The sequence below is a fragment of the Streptomyces sp. HP-A2021 genome, from assembly GCF_022807935.1.
Lineage (GTDB): Bacteria > Actinomycetota > Actinomycetes > Streptomycetales > Streptomycetaceae > Streptomyces > Streptomyces afghaniensis.
The window spans coordinates 3,371,354-3,391,716 of the sequence record NZ_CP094344.1 but is presented as its reverse complement, the minus strand read 5'-3'; the positions used below and the strand labels follow the sequence as shown (position 1 = coordinate 3,391,716).

The window sequence follows — 20,363 nt, the reverse complement described above, 5'->3', positions numbered from 1 at the left end:
CTGGTCTCCTACCAGGTGACGGGAAGTTCGACGGGGCCGAAGAACTGGCCGAAGTACTTGTAGGGCAGGGCGCCGGGTTCCACGGCGAGCCGCAGGTCCGGGACGCGGTGGAAGAGGCGGTCGAGGACCACCTGGAGCTCGGTGCGCACGATGTTCTGGCCGAGGCACTGGTGCGCCCCGTAGCCGAACGCGACATGCCGGGTGCCCGAGGCTCGCCCGATGTCGAAGCGGTCGGGGTCGGGGAAGGCGTCGGCGTCGCGGTTCGCCGGCAGGGTGGGAATGATGACCCCGTCGCCCGCGCGGATGCGTACGCCGCCGATCTCCACGTCCTCCAGGGCCAGCCTGAGCGGCCCGGTGTCGGTGATCGACAGGAAGCGCAGGAGCTCCTCGACCGCGGCCGGCGTGCGGGCCGGATCGGTGGTGAGCTCCTTCAGCTGCTCCGGGTCGGCCAGCAGGGTGAGCACCGACAGCGAGATCATCGCGGCGCTGGAGGCGTGTCCGGCGATCTGCAGGAGCTGCACGAGGCTGGCGAGTTCGAAACGGTCGGCGGCACCTCCGTGCTCCCGGCGGGACCGCTCGATCTGACGGCTGAGGAAGTCGTCGGCCGGATTCTCCTCCTTGGCCGCAATGACGCGGTCGAGGTGGGCGTGCAGGGCCTCGGCGGCGGCCCGCTGCTCGTCCTCGGTCCGGGCCTCGCGCAGCATCTTCCCCGTGTTGCGCTCGATGGTGTCGAGGTCGTCCGCCGGAACACCCAGGAACGCCTCGAGCACCAGTGTGGGTACGGGGCCCGCGAGGTGCGCGACGAGGTCGACCGGCCGGTCCGGCTGCTCCAGCATCCGGTCGATCGCCGTGTCGACGATGCGCTCGATCCGCGGCTTCATGGCGTTGATCTTGCGCACGGAGAACTCCCCGAGGACCGCGCGGCGGGCCCGGGAGTGCTCGGCTCCGTCCATGTTCACCAGGAACGGCGAGAAATAGGTCAGCGCCTTGAGCCCGCCCGGAGAAAGTTCGGGAAATCCGGGCCGAAGTTTCTCGGAGCTGAAACGGGCGTCGGAAAGCACCGCTCGGGCGTCTTCGTTCTTGGTGATGAGCCAGGCGCGGCGCCCGTCGGACATGCGGACCTGGTGCACCCGGCCGCCCGCCTCGTCCAGTTTCCGATACGTCTCCGGAACGCTGAACGGGCAGGTGCGGAGTATGGGAAATTCCGGAGCGGCGTCCGCTGCGATCTCATTCATGACAATTCCCTTGGGTATGCCGAGGGGGGATGACATGAACGGTAGCGCGGCGAATTTTCCCTCAGGGTCAGACCAGAGTCAGCTCTTTGTTAATTCTGAATCTGGGAAACTGCAGGGAATCGGTGACGGAAAAGCCGGCCCCGGATTGCGGCTGCGGAGGCCGGGGCGGGGCGGTCAGTCCGTGACGAACGTCGCCAGCCCGGAGATCAGCATGTCCAGGCCCAGTTCGAACCTGCCGTCGCTGTCGGTGTCCAGCATGACGTCCACGTTGCCGACGATGGACGGGAACCGGTCCGCGGGCAGGGACGCGAAGTAGTCGCGGACGGGATCGATCCAGTCGGCCAGGTCCTTGTTCGCCAGGCGCCAGCCCTCGTAGACGTCGGCCGTCGTGTACAGGGTGAGCCGGTGCAGGGCCCAGGCCGCGATCTTCGGGGGGACGCCCACGTTCAGCAGTACCGACAGCAGCCGCTCGGTGATCGCCACGCCGATGGCGGTGGGCGGGAAGGCCGCGAAGTTGTAGAGGGCGATGTCGCCGTGGGCGGACAGTACGCGCTGCATCTTCGTGTAGTGCGCCTTGAGGTCCGCGTCCCACTGCCCGGTGACCTCCGGGACGCCCACCTCCTTCATCACCCGCTCCAGCACCAGGAGCAGCAGCTCCTCGCGGTTGCGCACGTGCGCGTACAGGCTGGACGCGACCACGCCCAGGTCGCCGGCGATCCGGCGCATGGTGACCGCGCCACTGCCCTCCGTGTCGACGACCGCGAGCGCGGCGTCGACGATCCGCTCCGCCGTGAGCGGAGCGCGCTGGGGAACCTCGGTCTTCCGGCGCACCTCCCATGGCGGGAGGGGCACCTCGGCGGAGTTCGACTTCTGACGCATCACGGAGACCTTACCGGTGAGGAGGCGCCCGAGGGCGCGGGGTCGGATCGGGGTTGGTTCAGATTTGGGTTGACGCCGAACATGATTCTATCGTAGAACAGTGTTCGTTTACAGGTACGTGTTCGGCCAAAGGAAACGGTGTTTCCGCAACGTACGTCGTTCATCCCCGCAGTCGCCTGCGACGTCATCACGCATCACTGGCTGCCCTGCCGGCGGCACTGTCAGCTGTCCCGACCCCAGGAGGTCAGCATGTCCACCACCGAAATGCCGCAGGCCGTGGCCTTGCCGGACGGTCCTGCGTTCTCTGCCAGGCGGGCTTGGGCGGCCGTCGGCATCATCCTCGTCGGCGAGGTCATGGATCTGCTCGACTCCCTGGTCACGACCATCGCGGGACCCACGATCACGCGTGACATGGGCGGCTCGCAGGAGTTCATCCAGTGGCTCGCGGCCGGCTACACCATCGCCATGGCCGCCGGACTGCTCATCGGCGGGCGGCTCGGCGACAAGTACGGGCGCAAGAACCTCTTCCTGACCGGCCTGGCCGGCTTCACCGTGACCTCGCTGGTCTCGGCGCTGGCGACCAACCCGGAGACCCTGATCACCGCCCGGGTCCTGCAGGGCCTGCTGGGCGCGCTGATGGTGCCGCAGGCGCTCGGCATCATCAGGAGCCTCTTCCCGCCGGACAAGGTCGGCATGGCCTTCGGGGTGACCGGGCCCGTGATGGCGCTGTCCGGTGTGGCCGGGCCGATCGTGGCGGGCTGGCTGGTCGACGCGGACTACTTCGGCTGGAGCTGGCGGATGATCTTCGCCGTCAACGTACCGGTCGGTGTTCTCGCCCTGGTGGCCGGGCTCGTCCTGCTGCCCAGGTCGCAGCGGCAGCGGGACCTCAGGATCGACCTGGTCGGGGCGATGATCGCCGCGGCCGGGATGGCCGCCGTGATCTTCCCGCTCGTGCAGGGGCGTGAGCTCGGCTGGCCGTGGTGGGTGTTCCTGCTGCTGGCCGCCGGCATCGGCACTCTCGCCGGCTTCGTCCGCCACCAGTACCACCGGGCGGACAAGGGCCTGCCGACGCTCGTCCTTCCCTCACTGTTCAGGAAGAAGGCCTTCGTCTCCGGGCTGTTCATCGGCATCCTCTTCTTCAGCGTCATGATGGGCGGGGCGCTGCTGTTCGGCCTCTTCTTCCAGCTCGGTCTCGGGATGAGTCCGCTGAAGGCGGGCCTCGCCACGATCGCGCAGGCGGCGGGCATGGTGCTCGGGTTCGGGTTCTCCCAGGCGCTCGGGATGGCGCGACGGACCATGTTCATCGGGTTCGCCGCCACCGCCGTCGGCCTGCTGGCCGCGCTGGGCACGATCGCCGTGCAGGACGATCCGGTGAACGCCTGGTGGCTCTCGCCCGCCCTCGCGGTGCTCGGTGTCGGTTCCGGGCTCGCCATCGCGCCGTTCTTCGACATCGTGCTCTCGGGCGTCGACGAGAGGGAGACCGGCTCGGCGTCGGGCACCCTGACCTCCGCACAGCAGGTGGGCAACGCGCTCGGCGCCTCCGTACTCGGCACGGTCTTCTTCTCCGTCCTGAACGGGCGGCGCGGAGAGGGGGCGTCGGCCTTCACGGCGGCGACCTCGGCGGCTCTTCTGGTGGCTCTCGCGCTCGTCGCGGGCGCCGCGCTGTGCACCCGGTGGCTGCCCGAGCGGGCGGTACGGCCCGCGGAGGAGTGACGGCCCGGCCCGCCGCAGCGAATGCGCAGGCACCTTCTCGTTACGGTGCGGTATTGAACGCGTTAAATCGCGCCACACCGAATGAATTCAGCCACGCGGCAGGCTTCTCTGTGGCATTCGATACTTCATGATCGACGGTCTACCGGCTCGGATGCCTGCGTGTTAGCGTGACGGGCGAAATTCCTGGCGGATCCCTTCAGAACCACACGAAAGAAAGCTCTTACCAGGACCTCGGAGTACCTGCCTGGTTCGCCGCGGTCGGCAATGAAGCCGCCGTGAGTTCCGACCGGCAAATCCTGATCGACTTCTACGAGAAGAAGATCAGGACGTCTCCTGTCGCACATCCATGATCATGGGGGTAGATGGATGGAAAAGCGTACTGAGATATCGGAAAGTGACATACTCACGGTTGCTGCCGGCGGGGCCGAGCGGCAGCGGTACCGCGGAGGCGTCGGCGTACTGCCGACGCGGCCCCTCCCGGTCTCGTTCCCGGCCTTCGACACCTGGCAGGTGCTCCTCGTCGAGAGCGAGCAGCGGCAGCAGGAACTGCTCAGACAGGCACTGGGCCGGCACGTGCACCAGGTGACCTGCGTCGACACGGGTGCCAAGGCGCTCGACGTCTACGACCAGGCGGACGTGGTGCTGCTGGGTCCCGACCTCCCCGACATCGACGGGCTGGAGGTGTGCCGGGCGATCCGGGTCAGCTGCGACATCCCGATCATCGTCATCACGGACCGCTCGTCCGAGTTGGACTGTGTGCTGGCCCTCCAGGCCGGGGCCGACGACTACGTGGTCCAGCCGTACGGATTCCGGGAACTCATGGCCCGGATAGACGCGGTGATGCGACGGGCGACACCACGCCGGCAGGGCGAGCACGTCATCGAGCACGGCCCGTTGCGGATCGACACGCTCACCCGTGAAGTGCGGCTGGACAATCGGGTGATCCCGATGAGCCGCAAGGAATTCGACCTGCTTCACCTGCTCGCGGTCAATCCCGACAGTGTCGTCTCGCGCGAGCACATCATGCGCCAGGTCTGGGAGAACTCCTGGTCCCGCCGTACGGTCGACACGCATGTCAGCAGCATCCGCCAAAAACTCGGTGGAAAGTCCTGGATTCTCACCGTGCGCGGCGTCGGCTTCCGCATCGGGCGGGGTGTACCCATGATGCCGTAAAGAGAGAGGAAAAAGAAAGAAAAGAATTCACCGGCCGCCGCCGCAGCTCTCCAGCTGCGGCGGCGGCCTTTTCGTGCCCTGAGCTGCCCGTCTGACCTTTCCCTGACGTAAAGCTGAGTTGGGCGTGCGGAGACCTGACTGTTCCCTCCATTGGAAATGTAGAAGTTATGAAGTGGATTGAGTTGAGAGTGTGCCGAGCTCTGGTGAATAGTTCATTGCGTAATCCGATGCGTCGGAACAGAACGGGAGGCAGGACATGTTCACTGTGGTGAGCGTGGGCAGACTGGACGGGGATTGCAGCAAGGAGATAGCAGAGATCTTCGCCGACTACGATGCGGTCACTGCGCCCCGGATATCCGGGCTGAAGCGTCGGCAGCTGTACGCCTACTACGACGTCCTCGTCCATATTCAGGACTTCACCGGAGAGAACGCCGGCGCGGCGGCCGACGAAGCGGCGAAGGAATTCCGGGCCGCCGAACTCCGCGAGCGGCTGGCACCGCTGGTCACGTCCTACACGCCGACCGTGGCCGACGACCGTGCCGTCGCCTTCTACCAATGGGAGGGCGAGCCGCCGGTCGACAAGGAAACCGGTCTCCACAGCACGGTGATCGTGAACCGGGTCGCCGACGAGGTCGTCCCCGAGGTGGCCCGGCTCTTCGGCGAACTGGACGCCACCGACTTTCCGTACCGGATGGGCACCCGGCGCCGGCAGCTGTTCTCGTACCAGGGCGTCTACTTCCACATCCAGGACTTCCCGAGCGAGAACGGCACCGCCGTGATCGACCAGGCCTGGAAGGAGGCCGACCCGCGCTTCGTGAAGATCTGCGCGGACCTGGACCCGCTGGTGAAGAAGTACGCCCCGGAGCGCTGGCGCTCCACGGCCGACCAGATCGCCACCCGCTTCTACCACTGGGAGGCGGCGGAGTGAGCGCGCGACGAGTCGTCATCACCGGCGTCGAGGTCCTCGCCCCCGGCGGGGTCGGCGCCCGGAAGTTCTGGGAGCTGCTCACCGAGGGACGCACCGCGACCCGGGGCATCACCTTCTTCGACCCCTCACCGTTCCGCTCCCGCGTGGCCGCCGAGGTCGACTTCGACCCGTACGCGCACGGCCTGACCCCGCAGGAGGTCCGGCGGATGGACCGGGCCGCCCAGTTCGCGGTCGTCGCCGCGCGCGGCGCCGTCGCCGACAGCGGCCTGGCCCTCGACGGGCTCGACCCCTACCGGATCGGCGTCACCGTCGGCACCGCCGTCGGCTCCACCATGAGCCTCGACGAGGACTACCGGATCGTCAGCGACGACGGCCGCCTCGACCTGGTCGACCACACCTACGCCGACCCGCACTTCTACAACTACTTCGTGCCGAGTTCCTTCGCGGCCGAGGTCGCCCGCGCCGTCGGCGCGCAGGGTCCGAGCAGCGTCGTGTCGGCGGGCTGCACCTCCGGGCTCGACTCGGTCGGTTATGCCGCCGAGCTGATCCGCGAGGGCACGGCCGATGTCGTGGTCGCCGGCGCCACCGATGCGCCGATCTCGCCGATCACCCTCGCCTGCTTCGACGCCATCAAGGCCACCACGCCACGCAACGACGAGCCGGAGCACGCCTCCCGGCCCTTCGACGGCACCCGCAACGGGTTCGTGCTCGGCGAGGGTGCCGCGGTGTTCGTCCTCGAGGAACTCGACAGCGCGCAGCGCCGGGGCGCCCGTGTCTACGCGGAGATCGCGGGATACGCCACCCGAAGCAACGCGTACCACATGACGGGCCTGCGCGCCGACGGCGGGGAGATGGCCGAGGCGATCACCGTCGCCCTCGACGAGGCCCGGATGAACCCCACGGACATCGACTACATCAACGCGCACGGCTCGGGGACCAAGCAGAACGACCGCCACGAGACCGCCGCGTTCAAGCGCAGCCTGGGCGACCACGCGTACCGCACACCGGTGAGCTCCATCAAGTCCATGGTGGGGCACTCGCTGGGCGCGATCGGATCCATCGAGATCGCCGCGTCGATCCTCGCGATCCGGAACAACGTCGTACCGCCCACGGCGAACCTGCACACCCCCGACCCCGAGTGCGACCTGGACTACGTGCCGCTCACCGCCCGCGATCAGCTCGTCGACGCCGTCCTCACGGTCGGCAGCGGCTTCGGCGGGTTCCAGAGCGCCATGGTGCTCGCCCAGCCCGAAAGGAGTGCGGCGTGACGGCCTCAGTGGTGGTGACCGGCCTGGGTGTGGCGGCGCCCAACGGACTCGGTGGCCAGGACTTCTGGAACGCCACCCTCGCCGGCAAGAGCGGCATCGGCCCGCTCACCCACTTCGACGCCTCCGGGTACCCGGCGCGGCTCGCCGGTGAGATCGGCGACTTCACGGCCGAGGGCCAGCTGCCCAGCCGGCTGATGCCCCAGACCGACCGGGTCACCCGGCTCTCCCTGGTCGCGGCGGACTGGGCACTCGCCGACGCCGGCGTACGGCCGGCCGAACTGCCCGAGTTCAGCATGGGCGTGAGCACCGCGAGTTCGGCGGGCGGGTTCGCGTTCAGCCAGCACGAGCTGAAGAACCTGTGGAGCAAGGGCAGCCAGTACGTCAGCGCGTACCAGTCGTTCGCCTGGTTCTACGCGGTCAACACCGGCCAGATCTCCATCCGCAACGGCATGAAGGGCCCCAGCGGCGTGGTCGTCACCGACCAGGCCGGCGGGCTGGACGCGGTGGCCCAGGCCCGGCGCCAGATCCGCAAGGGCACCTCCCTCGTCGTCGCCGGCGCCGTGGACGCGCTGCTGTGTTCCTGGGGGTGGGTCGGACTGCACACCAGCGGCCGCCTCAGCACCGCCGAGGAGCCGACCCACGCCTACCTGCCCTTCGACGACCGGGCCGCCGGCCATGTGGCCGGTGAGGGCGGTGCCCTGCTCATCATGGAGTCGGGTGACTCCGCGAAGGCCCGCGGCGCCAGGGTGTACGGCGAGATCGCCGGGTACGCCGCCACCTTCGACGGACGCGAACCCGGCCTGCGCAAGGCCGTGGAGCTCGCCCTCGCGGACGCGGCCGTGACCGCCGCCGACGTGGACGTGGTGTTCGCCGACGCGGCGGCCGAGCCGGAGCTCGACCGCGTCGAGGCCGAGGCGATCGCCGCCGTCTTCGGGCCGCACGGCGTACCGGTCACCGCCCCGAAGACGATGACGGGACGGCTGTACGCCGGGGGCGCGGCGCTCGATCTCGCCACGGCCTTCCTGGCTCTGGGCGAGGACACGATCCCGCCGACGCTCCACACCGAGCCGGCCGAACGCCACGGCCTCGACCTGGTCGTCTCCCAGCCCCGCGCCGCCCGCCTGCGCACCGCGCTCGTCCTCGCCCGGGGCCACGGCGGCTTCAACTCGGCCATGGTCGTGCGCCGCTGAGCGCGCCGCCGCCAAAGCCCGACCGCACCCCCCCATCCAAAGGCCCGACCGCACCCCCCATCCAGCCGTATCAGGAACACGCAGAAAACAAGAAGGAAGGCTCCCCATGTCCCGCACCTTCACGCTCGACGACCTCAAGCGGATCCTCCTCGAAGGCTCCGGCGCCCCCGACGGCACCGGCCTCGAAGGGGACATCCTCGACGCCGACTTCGCCGACATCGGCTACGACTCGCTCGCCCTGCTGGAGACCGCCAGCCGCGTCGAGCGCGAGTACGGCATCGAGCTGGACGAGACGGTCGTGGGGGAGGCGAACACGCCCCGCGCCCTCCTCGACGCCATCTCCTCCCACCTGCCCGCTCAGGCCGCCTGACCACGACACCGCAGCTCGAGACCACAGTGAAACTCGCAGGGAAAGAGGGGAAATGACAGAGCAGAAGAGCCGGGTCGTCCTGGTGACCGGTGCCACCAGCGGCATCGGTCTGGCCGTCACCCGGCTGCTGGCCGGGCAGGGGCACCGGGTGTTCATAGGGTCCCGCACCGAGGACAAGGTCGTCACGACCGTCAAGCAGCTCCAGGAGGAGCAGCTCGACGTGGACGGCGTCGTCCTGGACGTGCGGTCCGTGGACTCGATCCGCGGATTCGTCCAGGCGGCCGTCGAGCGGTTCGGCACGGTCGACGCGCTCGTCAACAACGCGGGGATCCCGGGCGGTGGAGTCACGGCCGACATCTCCGACGAACTGTGGGACGACATCGTCGACACCAACCTCAACAGCGTGTTCCGCCTGACCCGCGAGGTGCTGACCACGGGCGGGCTGCGGCACAAGGACTGGGGGCGCGTCATCAACATCGCCTCCACGGCCGGCAAGCAGGGCGTCGTCCTGGGTGCCCCGTACTCCGCGTCCAAGCACGGCGTCGTCGGTTTCACCAAGGCGCTGGGCAACGAACTGGCCCCCACCGGCATCACGGTCAACGCCGTCTGCCCGGGCTACGTCGAGACCCCGATGGCCGAGCACGTACGGCGGAACTACTCCCGCCTGTCCGGTGCCTCGGAGGCGGCGATCCTGGAGAAGTTCCAGGCCAAGATCCCGCTGGGCCGCTACTCCACCGCCGAGGAAGTGGCGGGCCTGGTCGGCTACCTGATGACCGACACGGCGGCGTCCATCACCGCCCAGGCCCTGAACGTCTGCGGCGGCCTCGGCAACTTCTGACCACCTACCGAGCGCGAAGGAGTCCACCATGCCGTCGGAGCTGCACGAGTCCAGTCACGAGATCAAGATCTCGGCCCCGGCCGAAACCGTCTACCGCATGCTCGCGCATGCCGAGGACTGGCCCCGTCTCTTCCCCCCGAACATCTACGTCGACCAGGTGGAGCGCGGCGAACGCGAGGAGCGCATCCGCATCTGGGCGACGGCCGGCGACACCGTCAAGAACTGGACGTCGCGCCGGACCCTCGACCCGGAGAACCTCCGCATCCGGTTCCGGCAGGAGGTCAGTACGCCCCCGGTGGCGGCGATGGGTGGCACCTGGCACATCGAGGCGCTCCCCTCCGGCGACGCACTGGTGCGCCTCGACCACGACTACCAGGCGGTCGACGACGAGAGCCTCGCCTGGCTCGACGGCGTCGTGGACCGCAACTCCCGCTCCGAGCTCGAGTCGCTGAAGGTGACGGCCGAGTCCGACGGCACTGCCGACGCGCTGACCTGCTCCTTCGAGGACACGGTCACGATCAGGGGCGCCGCCCGGGACGTGTACGACTTCATCGACCGGGCGGACCTGTGGACCGATCGCCTGCCGCACGTCCTCGCGGTGCGGCTGGAGGAGCCGGCACCGGGGCTGCAGACGCTCGAGATGGACACCTTGTCCAAGGACGGCACCTCGCACACCACGAAGTCGTACCGCGTGTGCCTGCCGCACCACCGGATCGCCTACAAGCAGGTCACGCTGCCCGCCCTGATCACGCTGCACACCGGCCGCTGGACCATCACGCCGACCGAGGGCGGCGTGACGGCCTCCTCGCAGCACACGTTCACGGTCGACACCGACAACATCGGGAAAGTCCTGGGCGCGGACGCGACCGTGCAGGACGCGATCGACTACGTCCGCACGGCGCTCAGCACCAACAGCATGGCGACCCTGGGCCTTGCCAAAGCGTTCGCCGAGGAGCGCGCCGGGGGCGACCGTCCATGACGGTGGCACAGCCGGCCGCCACGGCGGGCGTGCGCGGCATCACCCTCGACGCGGACGGCATCACCCTGTCCGGGTTGCTCGCCCTCCCGTCACAGGCTCCGTGCAGGGCGATGGTCGTCGCCCTGCACGGAGCCGGGATGAGCTCCTCGTACTTCCACGGACCGTCCCACCCCGACACGTCGTTCCTCGACCTCGCCACGAGCCTCGGGTTCGCGGCGGTGGCCGTGGACCGCCCGGGCTACGGCCTGTCTGCCCGGCAGCTGCCCCAGGGGCAGGGGATCGCGGAACAGGCGGCGACGCTCGGCGCGGCCCTGCGCTTCCTGACGGCGCGGTTCGACACGGGCAGCGGCATCTTCCTCCTCGCCCACTCCTTCGGCGGCAAGCCGGCGCTGCGGATCGCTGCGGACGGCATGCTCCCGGAACTGCTCGGCCTCGACATCTCCGGCTGCGGCGGCGAGTACGCGGTGCCGTTGAGCGCCAGGGACACGCACGGGCGACGGAGCTGGCGGCTCAACTGGGGGCCGCTGCGGCTGTATCCGCCGGGGACGTTCCGGGCCAGCGGCAGCGTCGTCGCCTCGATTCCGCCGCGGGAGCTCGCGGACGCAGTCCGCTGGACGCAGGAGTTCGCCGGGTTCGCCGAGCGGATCCGGGTGCCGGTCCGGTTCACCTTCGCCGAGCACGAGGCCTGGTGGCAGCACGACCAGCAGGCGGTCGCCCGGCTCCGGTCCCGGCTGAGCTCGGCGCCCCGCGTGGTGACGGACCATCAGCCCGACGCCGGCCACAACATCAGCCTCGGCTGGACGGCCCGCGCCTATCACCTCAGAGCCCTCGGCTTCGTGGAGGAGTGCCTGCAGTGGCGGGACGACCCGATCAGACCCACGCGAGGAAAGCAGGACCGGACATGACGCAGGACATCGTCGGAGTGTGGCATCTGGACGCCTTCCACGACGTGGACGAGGCCGGGCGGCCCGTGGGTGAGGGCCCGCTGGGGCCGTCCCCGTCGGGCATGCTGATCTACACGCCCGACGGCCACGTCTCGGTGAGCATGATGCCCACCGCACCGGCTTCGGCACCGGGACCTTCGTACATGGGGTACGCGGGCGAGTGGCGGGCGCAGGACGGGAAGGTCGTGCACCGCATCCGGATCTCGTCGCGCCCCGACTGGATCGGCATCGAGCAGTCGCGGGACGCCGAGCTCGACGGGGACGTCCTCACCGTCCGCGCCACCCGGGAGGTGGACGCCCGTCCGCAGCGGCGGGTCCTCGTGTGGCGCAGGGCCGAGCGGTCGGGGGATGCCCGATGAGCGCCCTTGTGGACACGATCGCCGGGATGGCCGAGGACGCCGACCACCCGCTGCTGATGGCCCTGAGCATCTTCGCTCCCGGAGCGGTGCACCACACGGCCCCCGGCCCGCAGGAGGCGGCGGACGAGGGCCGGAGTGCCGCCACGGTGTCCCGGCACCTCGGACGGCTGGGCCTGGAGGGCACATGACCCCGGCCGCCGCCCCGCCCCGCGTGCTGCTCCTCGCACACGATCTGCACTCCCCGGGCACCGAGGAACTCGCGCACACCGTGTCCGAGGTGCTGGCGCCGGCCGAACGCGAGCACGTGCTGCGAAAGCGGCTGGCCGCGGACCGGACCCGCACGCTGATCGGGCGGTGGCTGGCCCGCCGGGCGGCCGCACGGATCGTCGGCGCGCCGTGGACGACCCTGTGCACCGGGCAGCGCCTCGGCGGGCAGCCGTACGTGGTGGGCAGACCGCAGCTGTCGCTGAGCATCGCGCACAGCGGCCGGTACGCGCTGGCGGCCGTGGCCCTGGGGGCGCGGGTCGGAGTCGACACGGAGCAGGTGGCGCGCGTGACCCGGCTGCCCGACGACGCCTTCCTCGGCCCTGGCGAACGGGCGGCCCTGCACGCCGTGCCGCAGGACGAGGAACGCCGGGCGGCCCTGTGGGTGCTGAAGGAGGCGGCGGCCAAACTGACCGGCCAGGGCCTGCGCGCGGGCCTGCGGAGCATCGGCTTCGAGTGCCCGGGCACCCGCTTCCCGCTCGTCGCGCGCACCCCCTATGCGGCGGCGCAGTTCAGAGCCTTCCGGCTCCCTGGCGGATACGTCGCCGCGGTGGGCGTGTCCGCGGGTGAACCGCCGAGGGGACCGGTGTTCGTGACACCGACTGGCCCAGTGCCGGCTGACCGTGGGACTGCTCGTCCTCCTTCCGTAAAGTAGTGAAGGCCCTGGGTCACGAGTGGATGTGGCGCTGACCAGCACCGTGCTGACTTAGGTAGCCGTTATCGCAGGTCGGAGGGGTGGATTTCATATGTGCGGGCGGTATTCGTCCAGTCGTAGGCCAGAGGATCTCGCAGGAATCTTCGAGATCGAGAAGTGGGAGCCCGAGGAGACTCTGGAGCCCGACTACAACGTGGCGCCCACCAAAGAGGTCTACGCCGTCCTCGACCGCCCTGTGAAAGACGCGGACGACCCGCGACCGGTTCGGCAGCTGCGCACGCTGAAGTGGGGGCTCGTCCCGTCCTGGTCGAAGACCCCCGAGGGCGGCGCCCGGATGATCAACGCCCGCGCGGAGACCGTCCACGAGAAGCCGTCCTACCGCCGCGCCTTCACCTCCCGGCGCTGCATCCTGCCCGCCGACGGCTACTACGAGTGGGTCACCGGCACACAGGAGCGCGAGCTGGAGGTCGAGGGCAAGAAGAAGCGGCCCCGCAAGCAGCCCTACTTCGTGACCCCGGCGGACGGGTCGGTCTTCGCGATGGCCGGCCTGTACGAGTTCTGGCGGGACAAGACGCTGCCGGACGACCACCCGCAGGCCTGGTGGGTGACGTGTTCCGTCATCACCACCGAGGCGGAGACGAGCCCGCTCGCGGTGTCCCCGGCGGACGGTCCGCGGGCCCTGGCCGAGATCCACCCCCGGATGCCGCTGATGCTGACGCCCGACCGCTGGGACGCCTGGCTGGACCCGTCCCGCACGGACCCCGACGACCTGCGCGAGCTGCTCGCCCCGCCGCCCGCCGGGCTGATGCGCGCCTACCCCGTCACCACGGCCGTCAGCAACGTCCGCAACAACGGCCCGGAGCTGCTGAAGGAGCTGGAAGGGCCCGAAGAGGGCACACTCTTCTGACGTGACCAACGTGACGAAAGGGTCCGACGCGACCACGGAGACCGTCGAGACCGAAGCCGGCCCCGCCCGCATCACCTGGCACAAGGCGAAGCAGGCCCGCCTCGTGCTCGCCGTCAGCCACGGTGCCGGGGGCGGCATCGAGGCCCGCGACCTGAAGGCCCTGGCCGCCGTCCTGCCCGCCCACGGCGTCACCGTGGCCCGGGTGGAGCAGCCCTGGCGAGTGGCCGGGAAGAAGCTCGCGCCCGCGCCCAGGACCCTGGACCTCGGCTGGCGGGGCATCTGGCCCGCACTGGCCGGGCCCGGACTGCCGGTCGTCTCCGGCGGCCGCAGCGCCGGGGCCCGGGTCGCCTGCCGTACCGCCACGGAACTCGGCGCCCACGCGGTCCTCGCCCTCAGCTTCCCCCTCCACCCGCCCGGCAAGCCCGAGAAGTCCCGCGCCGCCGAGCTGCTGGGCTCCGGGGTGCCCACCCTGGTCGTCCAAGGCGGGAACGACCCCTTCGGGAAGCCCGGGGAGTTCCCCGAAGGGCCCTACGGGCTCGTCGAGGTGCCGTACGGCGATCACGGCTTCGCCGTCCCCAAGCGTGCGGAGATCACGCAGGAGGAGGCAGTGGCGGTCATCACGGACGCGGTCGTGGAGTGGACCGGGTCACTCGGGTAAAGCTCCGGGAATGCCGGGGCGGCGAGCACTGTTGTGCGGGACGTACGTGCTGGAGACCAGCACCGACGCCGTAGGAGAGGGAGTCCGCCGCATGGGTTCGATCTACTGCCCGAGCCGCAGCAGCCGCGCCGACCTGGACTGGACGGTGCTGCACGCGGCCAAGACAGCCCCTATTCGGGCGGCGGGCGGACCGGATCGTCGTCTATCCTCCGATTCGGGTGAGACCGGTCTCGGTCTCACGAGAACGCTCAAGGAGGTGGGTCCGGTCACAGGGACCGACGCAGGGACCGAACACGGCCAGGCGGAGCAGCCCGAGGGCCAGGGCGGCACGGGCGCGGAGACGGCCGCGGAGCGCAACGCGCGCTTCGAGCGGGACGCGCTCGAGTTCCTCGACCAGATGTACTCGGCCGCGCTGCGCATGACGCGCAACCCGGCCGACGCCGAGGACCTGGTGCAGGAGACGTACGCGAAGGCGTACGCGTCCTTCCACCAGTTCCGCGAGGGCACCAATCTCAAGGCGTGGCTGTACAGGATCCTCACGAACACCTTCATCAACTCGTACCGCAAGAAGCAGCGGGAACCACAGCGCTCGGCGGCCGAGGAGATCGAGGACTGGCAGCTCGCCCGCGCCGAGTCGCACATGTCGACGGGCTTGCGCTCCGCGGAGTCTCAGGCGCTCGACCACCTGCCCGACTCGGACGTGAAGGAAGCGCTCCAGGCGATCCCCGAGGAGTTCCGCATCGCCGTCTATCTGGCGGATGTCGAGGGCTTTGCGTACAAGGAGATCGCCGACATCATGGGGACACCCATCGGTACGGTGATGTCCCGGCTGCACCGGGGCCGCCGTCAGCTGCGCGGCATGCTGGAGGACTACGCCCGTGACCGCGGGATGGTCCCGGCCGGCGCCGGAGAGTCGAACGAAGCGAAAGGCTCGGGGTCATGAGCTGCGGAGAGCCGCACGAGACGGATTGCAGCGAAATCCTCGATCATCTCTACGAGTTCCTCGACCGTGAGATGCCGGACTCGGACTGCGTGAAGTTCGAGCACCACTTCGAGGAATGCTCGCCCTGTCTCGAGAAGTACGGGCTCGAACAGGCCGTGAAGAAGCTGGTCAAGCGCTGCTGCGGGCATGACGACGTGCCGGGCGACCTGCGCGACAAGGTCATGGGGCGGATCGAGCTGATCCGCTCCGGCCAGGCCGTCCCCGAGCAGGACATCACGGCCTCGCCGGCCACGCCGCAGGAGTCCTGACACTCCTGCGCTTTTCAACTACCCCTGCTCCGAGGGGGTAGTCATCCTCGAACGCATCACTCGAACGTGCTAATCCGCGGGTTATCGGCCCGCGGAGCCCCCCACCGCCGTCCTAGGCTCCGGGCCTGACGGACTTGGCCGGGGGAGGGCTCATGGAAGCGGTACCGGTGCGGGCACGTGTGTACGTGGCCTGTGTCGTCCTCGCCGCCCTTCTCTGTCTGCTGCCGCTGCCGGGCGTCCGCACGCCCTGGTGGGCCGTGCTGCTGCTCGCCGCGCTGTACGCGGGCTGCGAGCGCGTCGCCCGGTCCCGGTTCGTCGGGATCTCCCATCCGGCCGGGACCTTCTATCCCGTGCTGCTCGCCGGTGCCTTCCTGCTGCCCGCGCCCGCCGCCGCCCTGGTGGCCGTGCCCGGTGCGCTGCTCTCGCACGTCGAGCAGCGGCCCGTGGCGCTGCGGCGCGTCTGGCGGGCCGCCCAGCTCGTCCTCGGCGTGTGGGCCGCGGCCCGGGTGCACCGGGCGCTCGGCGGGCGGGACGCGGTCGTCGCAGGCGACGTCCCCTACGCGCTCGGGCCGGCCGGGGCGGCCGTGCTGGCGTTCTGCCTGGTGCTCGCGCTGCTGGACGGCGGGATCCTGGCCGTCGCCGAGCGGGTGCCGGTGCGGCGGGCCTGGCGGGGGCTCGTGGCGCGCTCCCTCGCGCCCATCGCCGTGCACGGGCTGGCCGGACTGATGATGGCCGTGCTGTGGCGCAGCCCGTACGGTCCGGTGGCCGCGCTGCTCGTGCTGCTGCCGATGTGCGTCTCCTGGTGGGCCTTCGCGCAGTACCACCGGGAACGCGCCGCCCACCAGGCGACCATCCGGGCGCTGGTCCAGGCCGTCGACATCAAGGACGGGTACACCCGCGGGCACAGCGAGCGCGTCGGGCAGGCCTCCATGATGATCGCGCGCGAGCTGGGCATGGACGACGAGCGCGTCGAGGTGCTCCGGTTCGCCGGGATCCTGCACGACGTCGGCAAGCTGGGCGTCCCCACCCGGCTGCTCAGGAAGGACGGGCCGCTGACGCCCGAGGAGCGGCGGGTGATCGAGCTGCACCCCGAGTACGGGCACGAGATGGTGCGCGGCATCGGCTTCCTCGGGGAGGCCCGCGCCGCCGTACTCCACCACCACGAACGGCTGGACGGCACCGGGTACCCCTACGGCCTGGTGGGCAGCCAGATCCCGGAGTCCGCACGGGTCGTGGCCGTCGCGGACGCCTTCGACGCCATGACCTCCACGCGGAGTTACAGCAGGGCCCGGCCCGTCGAGGTCGCCCTGGCGGAGCTGAAGCGCTGCTCCGGCAGCCAGTTCGACCCGGTGATGGTCGCGGCCCTCGTGGAGGCCGTCGGCCGGGTGGGTTGGCGCCCCGCCGTGACCGCAGACGACGTCGGCCCCTCCCGGATTCCTCCGCCCGGCACACCGCTCTCCAGCCGGCCGGGAGCGCACCGGTGAGCGCGTACCGCCCGCCGCCGCTCTTCACCCTCGTCCACGCCTGTGCCGCCCTCCTCGCCGCCGGCTCCCTCGCCGTCACCCTCTACGACGGGCTGGAGGAACGCCGGGTCGCCCTCGCCTTCGGCGTCCTCGTCACCGTCGGGGAGCTCGCCCGGCGCAACGGGGCGCAGGTCAGGGAGCCGGCGCCGCTCGGGGCCGCCGCGGCCCTGTCGTACGCGCTGCTCGGCGAGGCCGGCGGGCGGGCCACGCACCACGGCCCCGCCCAGGTCGTCGCCGTCGTGCTGGCGGGCTCGCTGCTCGGCAGCGTGCCGCACGTGGCGCGCGGGCAGGGGCCCACGCTCGACCACCTTGCGCGCCGGGTGCTCACCGTCGGGTTCGTCGCCGTGTGCTTCCAGCCGCCGTACAACCGGGGCATGTTCGACGACTGGGGCGGTCCCGCCTACGCGCTGCTGCTGCTCGCGCTGCTGTCCCTGACCGCGCTGTGCGATGCCGTGCTCGCCGCCGCGCTGGCCCACTCCCGCACCGGCTGGCCCTTCGGGCCGGTGCTGCGGGACGAGCTGCGGGCCGTGTGCGGCATCGGCTCCGCCGTGATCGCGACCGGGGCCGTGATGGCCCTGGCGGTCGCCGTGGTGGGCCTGTGGGCGCTGCCCGTCTTCTCTGTGCCGCTGCTGCTCGCCCAGATGTCGTTCCGGCGCTACGCCGCCGTCCGGGCGACCTACCGGCAGACCATCGCCTCCCTCGCTCGGGCCACCGAGGTCGCCGGGTACACGCCTTGCGGGCACGCCCGCCGCGTCGCCGCGCTCAGCCAGGCGGTGGGGCGTGATCTGGGTCTCACCGAGCCCGAGCTGGCCGTGCTGGAGTACGCCGCGCTCATGCACGACATCGGGCAGCTGAGCCTCGTCGACCCGGTGCCCGCGGGCGCCACCGCCGGCCTGCCCGCCGCGGAACAGCGGCGGATCGCGCTGCTCGGCGGGGCCGTCGTACGGCAGACGGGTGTCGACGAGGCGGTCGCCGTGGTCGTGGAGCGGCAGGCCGACCCCTACGCCGAGCAGCCGCTCGCCGCGCGGATCGTCCGGGCCGTGAACGCGTACGAGGAGAAGTCCCGGGAAGGTGGCCTGGGCGGACCGCTGACGGCGCTGGAGGAACTCCGGCTCGCCACCGCCGGGGAGTACGCCCCGGAGGTGGTGGAATCGCTGGCCCGGGTACTGGCAAGGGGCAGTCTGACCTTGCCTCTGACTGGGTAACCCATGGGTAATGAGCGCCCCGGAGGCCGTACGTGGTTGGATGCGAAGAAGAAGGTGTCCGGGGGCTCGAAACACAGCTACGGCCAGCCCACCGCACGGAACTGGCAGGCGGGAATCGTGAGGATCTTCGGCAAGGGACGGCACCGGCCCTCCGCCTCCTGGCGGCAGGCCACAGACCGGGCGTTCACTCTCATCGGCGACGGCCGGTACGAGGACGCCGGCGCGTTGTTGACACGTGCCGCCGACCTGGAGCCCTGGCTGTCCGAGTCCTGGTTCAACCTCGCCCTGCTGCACAAGTTCCGGCACGACTGGGAGCAGGCGCGGGCGGCGGGCCTCAGGGCCGTGGCGCTGCTCGACCGGGACACCGGCGCGCCCGACTGGTGGAACGTCGGAATCGCCGCGACCGCCCTCCAGGACTGGCCGCTGGCCCGGCGTGCCTGGCAGGCCTACGGGCTGCGGGTGCCGGGGCCGGCCAACGACTCCGGTGAGCCGCTCGGCATGGATCTCGGCAGCGCGGCCGTACGGCTGTCTCCCGAGGGGGAGGCCGAGGTCGTGTGGGGGCGGCGGCTGGATCCCGCGCGGATCGAGGTGCTGTCCATTCCGCTGCCGTCGTCGGGGCGGCGCTGGGGTGAGGTCGTGCTCCACGACGGCGTGCCGCACGGGGAGCGGACCACGGCCGCGGGGCACACGTACCCCGTGTTCGACGAGATCGAGCTGTGGGCGCCGTCGCCGGTGCCGACGTGGGTGGTGCTGCTGGAGGCCGCGACCGAGGCGGACCGGGACGCGCTGGAGCAGCTCGCCGGGGATGCCGGGTTCGCCGCGGAGGACTGGTCTTCTTCGGTGCGGTTGCTGTGCCGGATGTGCTCGGAGTCACGGATGCCGTCGGACGAGGGCGACGGGGAGCACCTCGATCCGCATGATCACAGTGAGCCGGGGCATCCCGGGCCGCTGGGGCATCGGACGGACGGGCAGCTGTGGGTTCCCGAGCGGGAGTGCGGGTTGGCTGCGCCGGCTTCGCTGGTCCGGGGGTTGCTGGACGGGTGGGTCGCCGACAGTCCGGATTCCCGGGACTGGCGGGACCTCGAAGAGGTCTGCTAGGCCCTGCGTCCCCCGTACCCTGTATCAGCATCCCAGCTTGGATTTGTTCAGGAAGGCGTACGTAACGTCATGGCTCAGCAGGACACCGATCAGCAGCGCGCGGGCGTGCTCCCCGTCGATGACGAGGGGTACGTGATCGACACGGAGGACTGCGAGGAGCGCGAGGCGGCCTGGCGGGAACGGGGGACCTCGCGGCCGATCACGGTGGTCGGGAACCCGGTGCTGCACAAGGAGTGCAAGGACGTCACCGACTTCGGGGACGAGCTCCAGCAGCTGGTGGCGGACATGTTCGCCTCACAGCGCACCGCCGAGGGTGTGGGCCTGGCCGCCAACCAGATCGGCGTCGACCTGAAGGTCTTCGTCTACGACTGCCCGGACGACGAGGGCGTCCGGCACACCGGCGTCGTCTGCAATCCCAGGCTCGTCGAACTGCCCGCCGAGAAGCGCCGGCTGGACGACAGCAACGAGGGCTGCCTGTCGGTGCCGACCGCGTACGCGCCGCTCGCCCGGCCCGACTACGCCGAGGTGACCGGGCAGGACGAGAAGGGCAACCCGATCCGGGTGCGCGGCACCGGATACTTCGCTCGGTGTTTGCAGCACGAGACCGACCACCTGTACGGCTACCTCTACATCGACCGCCTCTCGAAGCGCGAACGCAAGGACGCGCTGCGGCAGATGGCCGAGAACGAGCCCCGGTACCCGGTCGTCGCGAACGACTGAGACCTCAGGATCACCAGGCGAACGGCGTCCGTTCGGGTTTCCCACCCTGAACAGGCGCCGTTCGCCTGCGTCGTTCGCCTGTCCGTCGCACGTTCGATCGCTTCTGCTCTCCTGGTGATCCGGTACCAGTCACACACCGGGAGGTTCCCGGCACTGTGGGGTAGTGAATGAAGCAAATGCGTTCCCAGAACGGTCAGTTGTAGTGC

The 20,363-nt window shown here is 70.4% G+C and carries 22 protein-coding genes; 20 read left to right on the top strand and 2 right to left on the bottom strand.

Annotated elements, in window-relative coordinates:
• Positions 1–8: 8 nt before the first annotated feature.
• Both MQE23_RS15315 and MQE23_RS15310 read right to left on the bottom strand, forming a co-directional pair.
• On the bottom strand, positions 9–1,235 hold the full coding sequence (locus MQE23_RS15315; protein WP_020275090.1) for a cytochrome P450: 1,227 nt from the start codon (positions 1,233–1,235) through the stop codon (positions 9–11).
• 174 nt (positions 1,236–1,409) lie between these two features.
• The gene (locus MQE23_RS15310; RefSeq protein WP_037671485.1) at positions 1,410–2,114 is read right to left on the bottom strand and encodes a TetR/AcrR family transcriptional regulator; all 705 of its coding nucleotides are present in this window, start codon (positions 2,112–2,114) and stop codon (positions 1,410–1,412) included.
• Between the two features lie 249 nt (positions 2,115–2,363).
• Here MQE23_RS15310 and MQE23_RS15305 point away from each other — a divergent pair, with 249 nt between their 5' ends.
• The 20 genes from MQE23_RS15305 (at position 2,364) to def (ending at position 20,157) form a co-directional block, all read left to right on the top strand.
• The gene (locus MQE23_RS15305) at positions 2,364–3,827 is read left to right on the top strand and encodes an MFS transporter (protein ID WP_243379388.1); all 1,464 of its coding nucleotides are present in this window, start codon (positions 2,364–2,366) and stop codon (positions 3,825–3,827) included.
• 366 nt (positions 3,828–4,193) lie between these two features.
• Entirely contained in the window at positions 4,194–5,000 is an 807-nt protein-coding gene (locus tag MQE23_RS15300) for a response regulator transcription factor (RefSeq protein WP_082320004.1), read from the top strand.
• A 256-nt stretch (positions 5,001–5,256) separates the two neighbouring features.
• Positions 5,257–5,928: a TcmI family type II polyketide cyclase gene (locus MQE23_RS43655; protein ID WP_020275094.1), complete on the top strand. Its 672-nt coding sequence runs from the start codon at positions 5,257–5,259 to the stop codon at positions 5,926–5,928.
• On the top strand, positions 5,925–7,196 hold the full coding sequence (locus MQE23_RS15285; RefSeq protein WP_020275095.1) for a beta-ketoacyl-[acyl-carrier-protein] synthase family protein: 1,272 nt from the start codon (positions 5,925–5,927) through the stop codon (positions 7,194–7,196). Before MQE23_RS43655 ends, MQE23_RS15285 begins: the two co-directional genes overlap by 4 nt.
• Complete coding sequence (locus MQE23_RS15280; protein ID WP_243379387.1) at positions 7,193–8,386, top strand: ketosynthase chain-length factor; 1,194 nt, start codon at positions 7,193–7,195, stop codon at positions 8,384–8,386. Before MQE23_RS15285 ends, MQE23_RS15280 begins: the two co-directional genes overlap by 4 nt.
• Positions 8,387–8,492: 106 nt before the next feature.
• Complete coding sequence (locus tag MQE23_RS15275; RefSeq protein ID WP_020275097.1) at positions 8,493–8,756, top strand: acyl carrier protein; 264 nt, start codon at positions 8,493–8,495, stop codon at positions 8,754–8,756.
• Positions 8,757–8,808: 52 nt separating this feature from the next.
• Positions 8,809–9,594: an SDR family NAD(P)-dependent oxidoreductase gene (locus tag MQE23_RS15270; protein WP_243379386.1), complete on the top strand. Its 786-nt coding sequence runs from the start codon at positions 8,809–8,811 to the stop codon at positions 9,592–9,594.
• A gap of 28 nt (positions 9,595–9,622) precedes the next feature.
• Positions 9,623–10,573 carry an aromatase/cyclase gene (locus MQE23_RS15265; protein ID WP_243379385.1) on the top strand — a complete coding sequence of 317 codons (951 nt, stop codon included), beginning with the start codon at positions 9,623–9,625 and terminating at the stop codon, positions 10,571–10,573.
• Positions 10,570–11,478 carry an alpha/beta hydrolase gene (locus tag MQE23_RS15260; protein WP_020275100.1) on the top strand — a complete coding sequence of 303 codons (909 nt, stop codon included), beginning with the start codon at positions 10,570–10,572 and terminating at the stop codon, positions 11,476–11,478. Before MQE23_RS15265 ends, MQE23_RS15260 begins: the two co-directional genes overlap by 4 nt.
• Entirely contained in the window at positions 11,475–11,876 is a 402-nt protein-coding gene (locus MQE23_RS15255) for a lipocalin-like domain-containing protein (RefSeq protein WP_020275101.1), read from the top strand. The genes MQE23_RS15260 and MQE23_RS15255 overlap by 4 nt, the downstream gene beginning before the upstream one ends.
• Positions 11,873–12,064: a hypothetical protein gene (locus MQE23_RS15250; protein WP_167338033.1), complete on the top strand. Its 192-nt coding sequence runs from the start codon at positions 11,873–11,875 to the stop codon at positions 12,062–12,064. Before MQE23_RS15255 ends, MQE23_RS15250 begins: the two co-directional genes overlap by 4 nt.
• The gene (locus MQE23_RS15245) at positions 12,061–12,795 is read left to right on the top strand and encodes a 4'-phosphopantetheinyl transferase superfamily protein (RefSeq protein WP_020275103.1); all 735 of its coding nucleotides are present in this window, start codon (positions 12,061–12,063) and stop codon (positions 12,793–12,795) included. The genes MQE23_RS15250 and MQE23_RS15245 overlap by 4 nt, the downstream gene beginning before the upstream one ends.
• 91 nt (positions 12,796–12,886) lie before the next feature.
• Positions 12,887–13,702 (top strand): SOS response-associated peptidase, encoded by an 816-nt coding sequence (locus tag MQE23_RS15240; RefSeq protein WP_020275104.1) that lies wholly within the window; start codon positions 12,887–12,889, stop codon positions 13,700–13,702.
• A 10-nt stretch (positions 13,703–13,712) separates the two neighbouring features.
• Positions 13,713–14,360, top strand: coding sequence for an alpha/beta family hydrolase (locus MQE23_RS15235; protein ID WP_243382639.1), 648 nt, complete (start codon positions 13,713–13,715; stop codon positions 14,358–14,360).
• A 256-nt stretch (positions 14,361–14,616) separates the two neighbouring features.
• A complete protein-coding gene (gene sigR / locus MQE23_RS15230; protein WP_010047600.1) occupies positions 14,617–15,303 on the top strand; it encodes an RNA polymerase sigma factor SigR in 687 nt (228 codons plus the stop codon).
• Positions 15,300–15,611: a mycothiol system anti-sigma-R factor gene (gene rsrA, locus MQE23_RS15225; protein WP_243379384.1), complete on the top strand. Its 312-nt coding sequence runs from the start codon at positions 15,300–15,302 to the stop codon at positions 15,609–15,611. The genes sigR and rsrA overlap by 4 nt, the downstream gene beginning before the upstream one ends.
• 152 nt (positions 15,612–15,763) lie before the next feature.
• Positions 15,764–17,095: an HD-GYP domain-containing protein gene (locus MQE23_RS15220; RefSeq protein ID WP_243379383.1), complete on the top strand. Its 1,332-nt coding sequence runs from the start codon at positions 15,764–15,766 to the stop codon at positions 17,093–17,095.
• Positions 17,092–18,339, top strand: a complete 1,248-nt coding sequence (locus MQE23_RS15215) for an HD domain-containing protein (RefSeq protein ID WP_243379382.1) — start codon at positions 17,092–17,094, stop codon at positions 18,337–18,339. The genes MQE23_RS15220 and MQE23_RS15215 overlap by 4 nt, the downstream gene beginning before the upstream one ends.
• Before the next feature lie 117 nt (positions 18,340–18,456).
• A complete protein-coding gene (locus tag MQE23_RS15210) occupies positions 18,457–19,437 on the top strand; it encodes a tetratricopeptide repeat domain-containing protein (RefSeq protein WP_037670680.1) in 981 nt (326 codons plus the stop codon).
• Between the two features lie 69 nt (positions 19,438–19,506).
• Positions 19,507–20,157, top strand: coding sequence for a peptide deformylase (gene def / locus MQE23_RS15205; protein WP_020274233.1), 651 nt, complete (start codon positions 19,507–19,509; stop codon positions 20,155–20,157).
• Positions 20,158–20,363 lie beyond the last annotated feature (206 nt).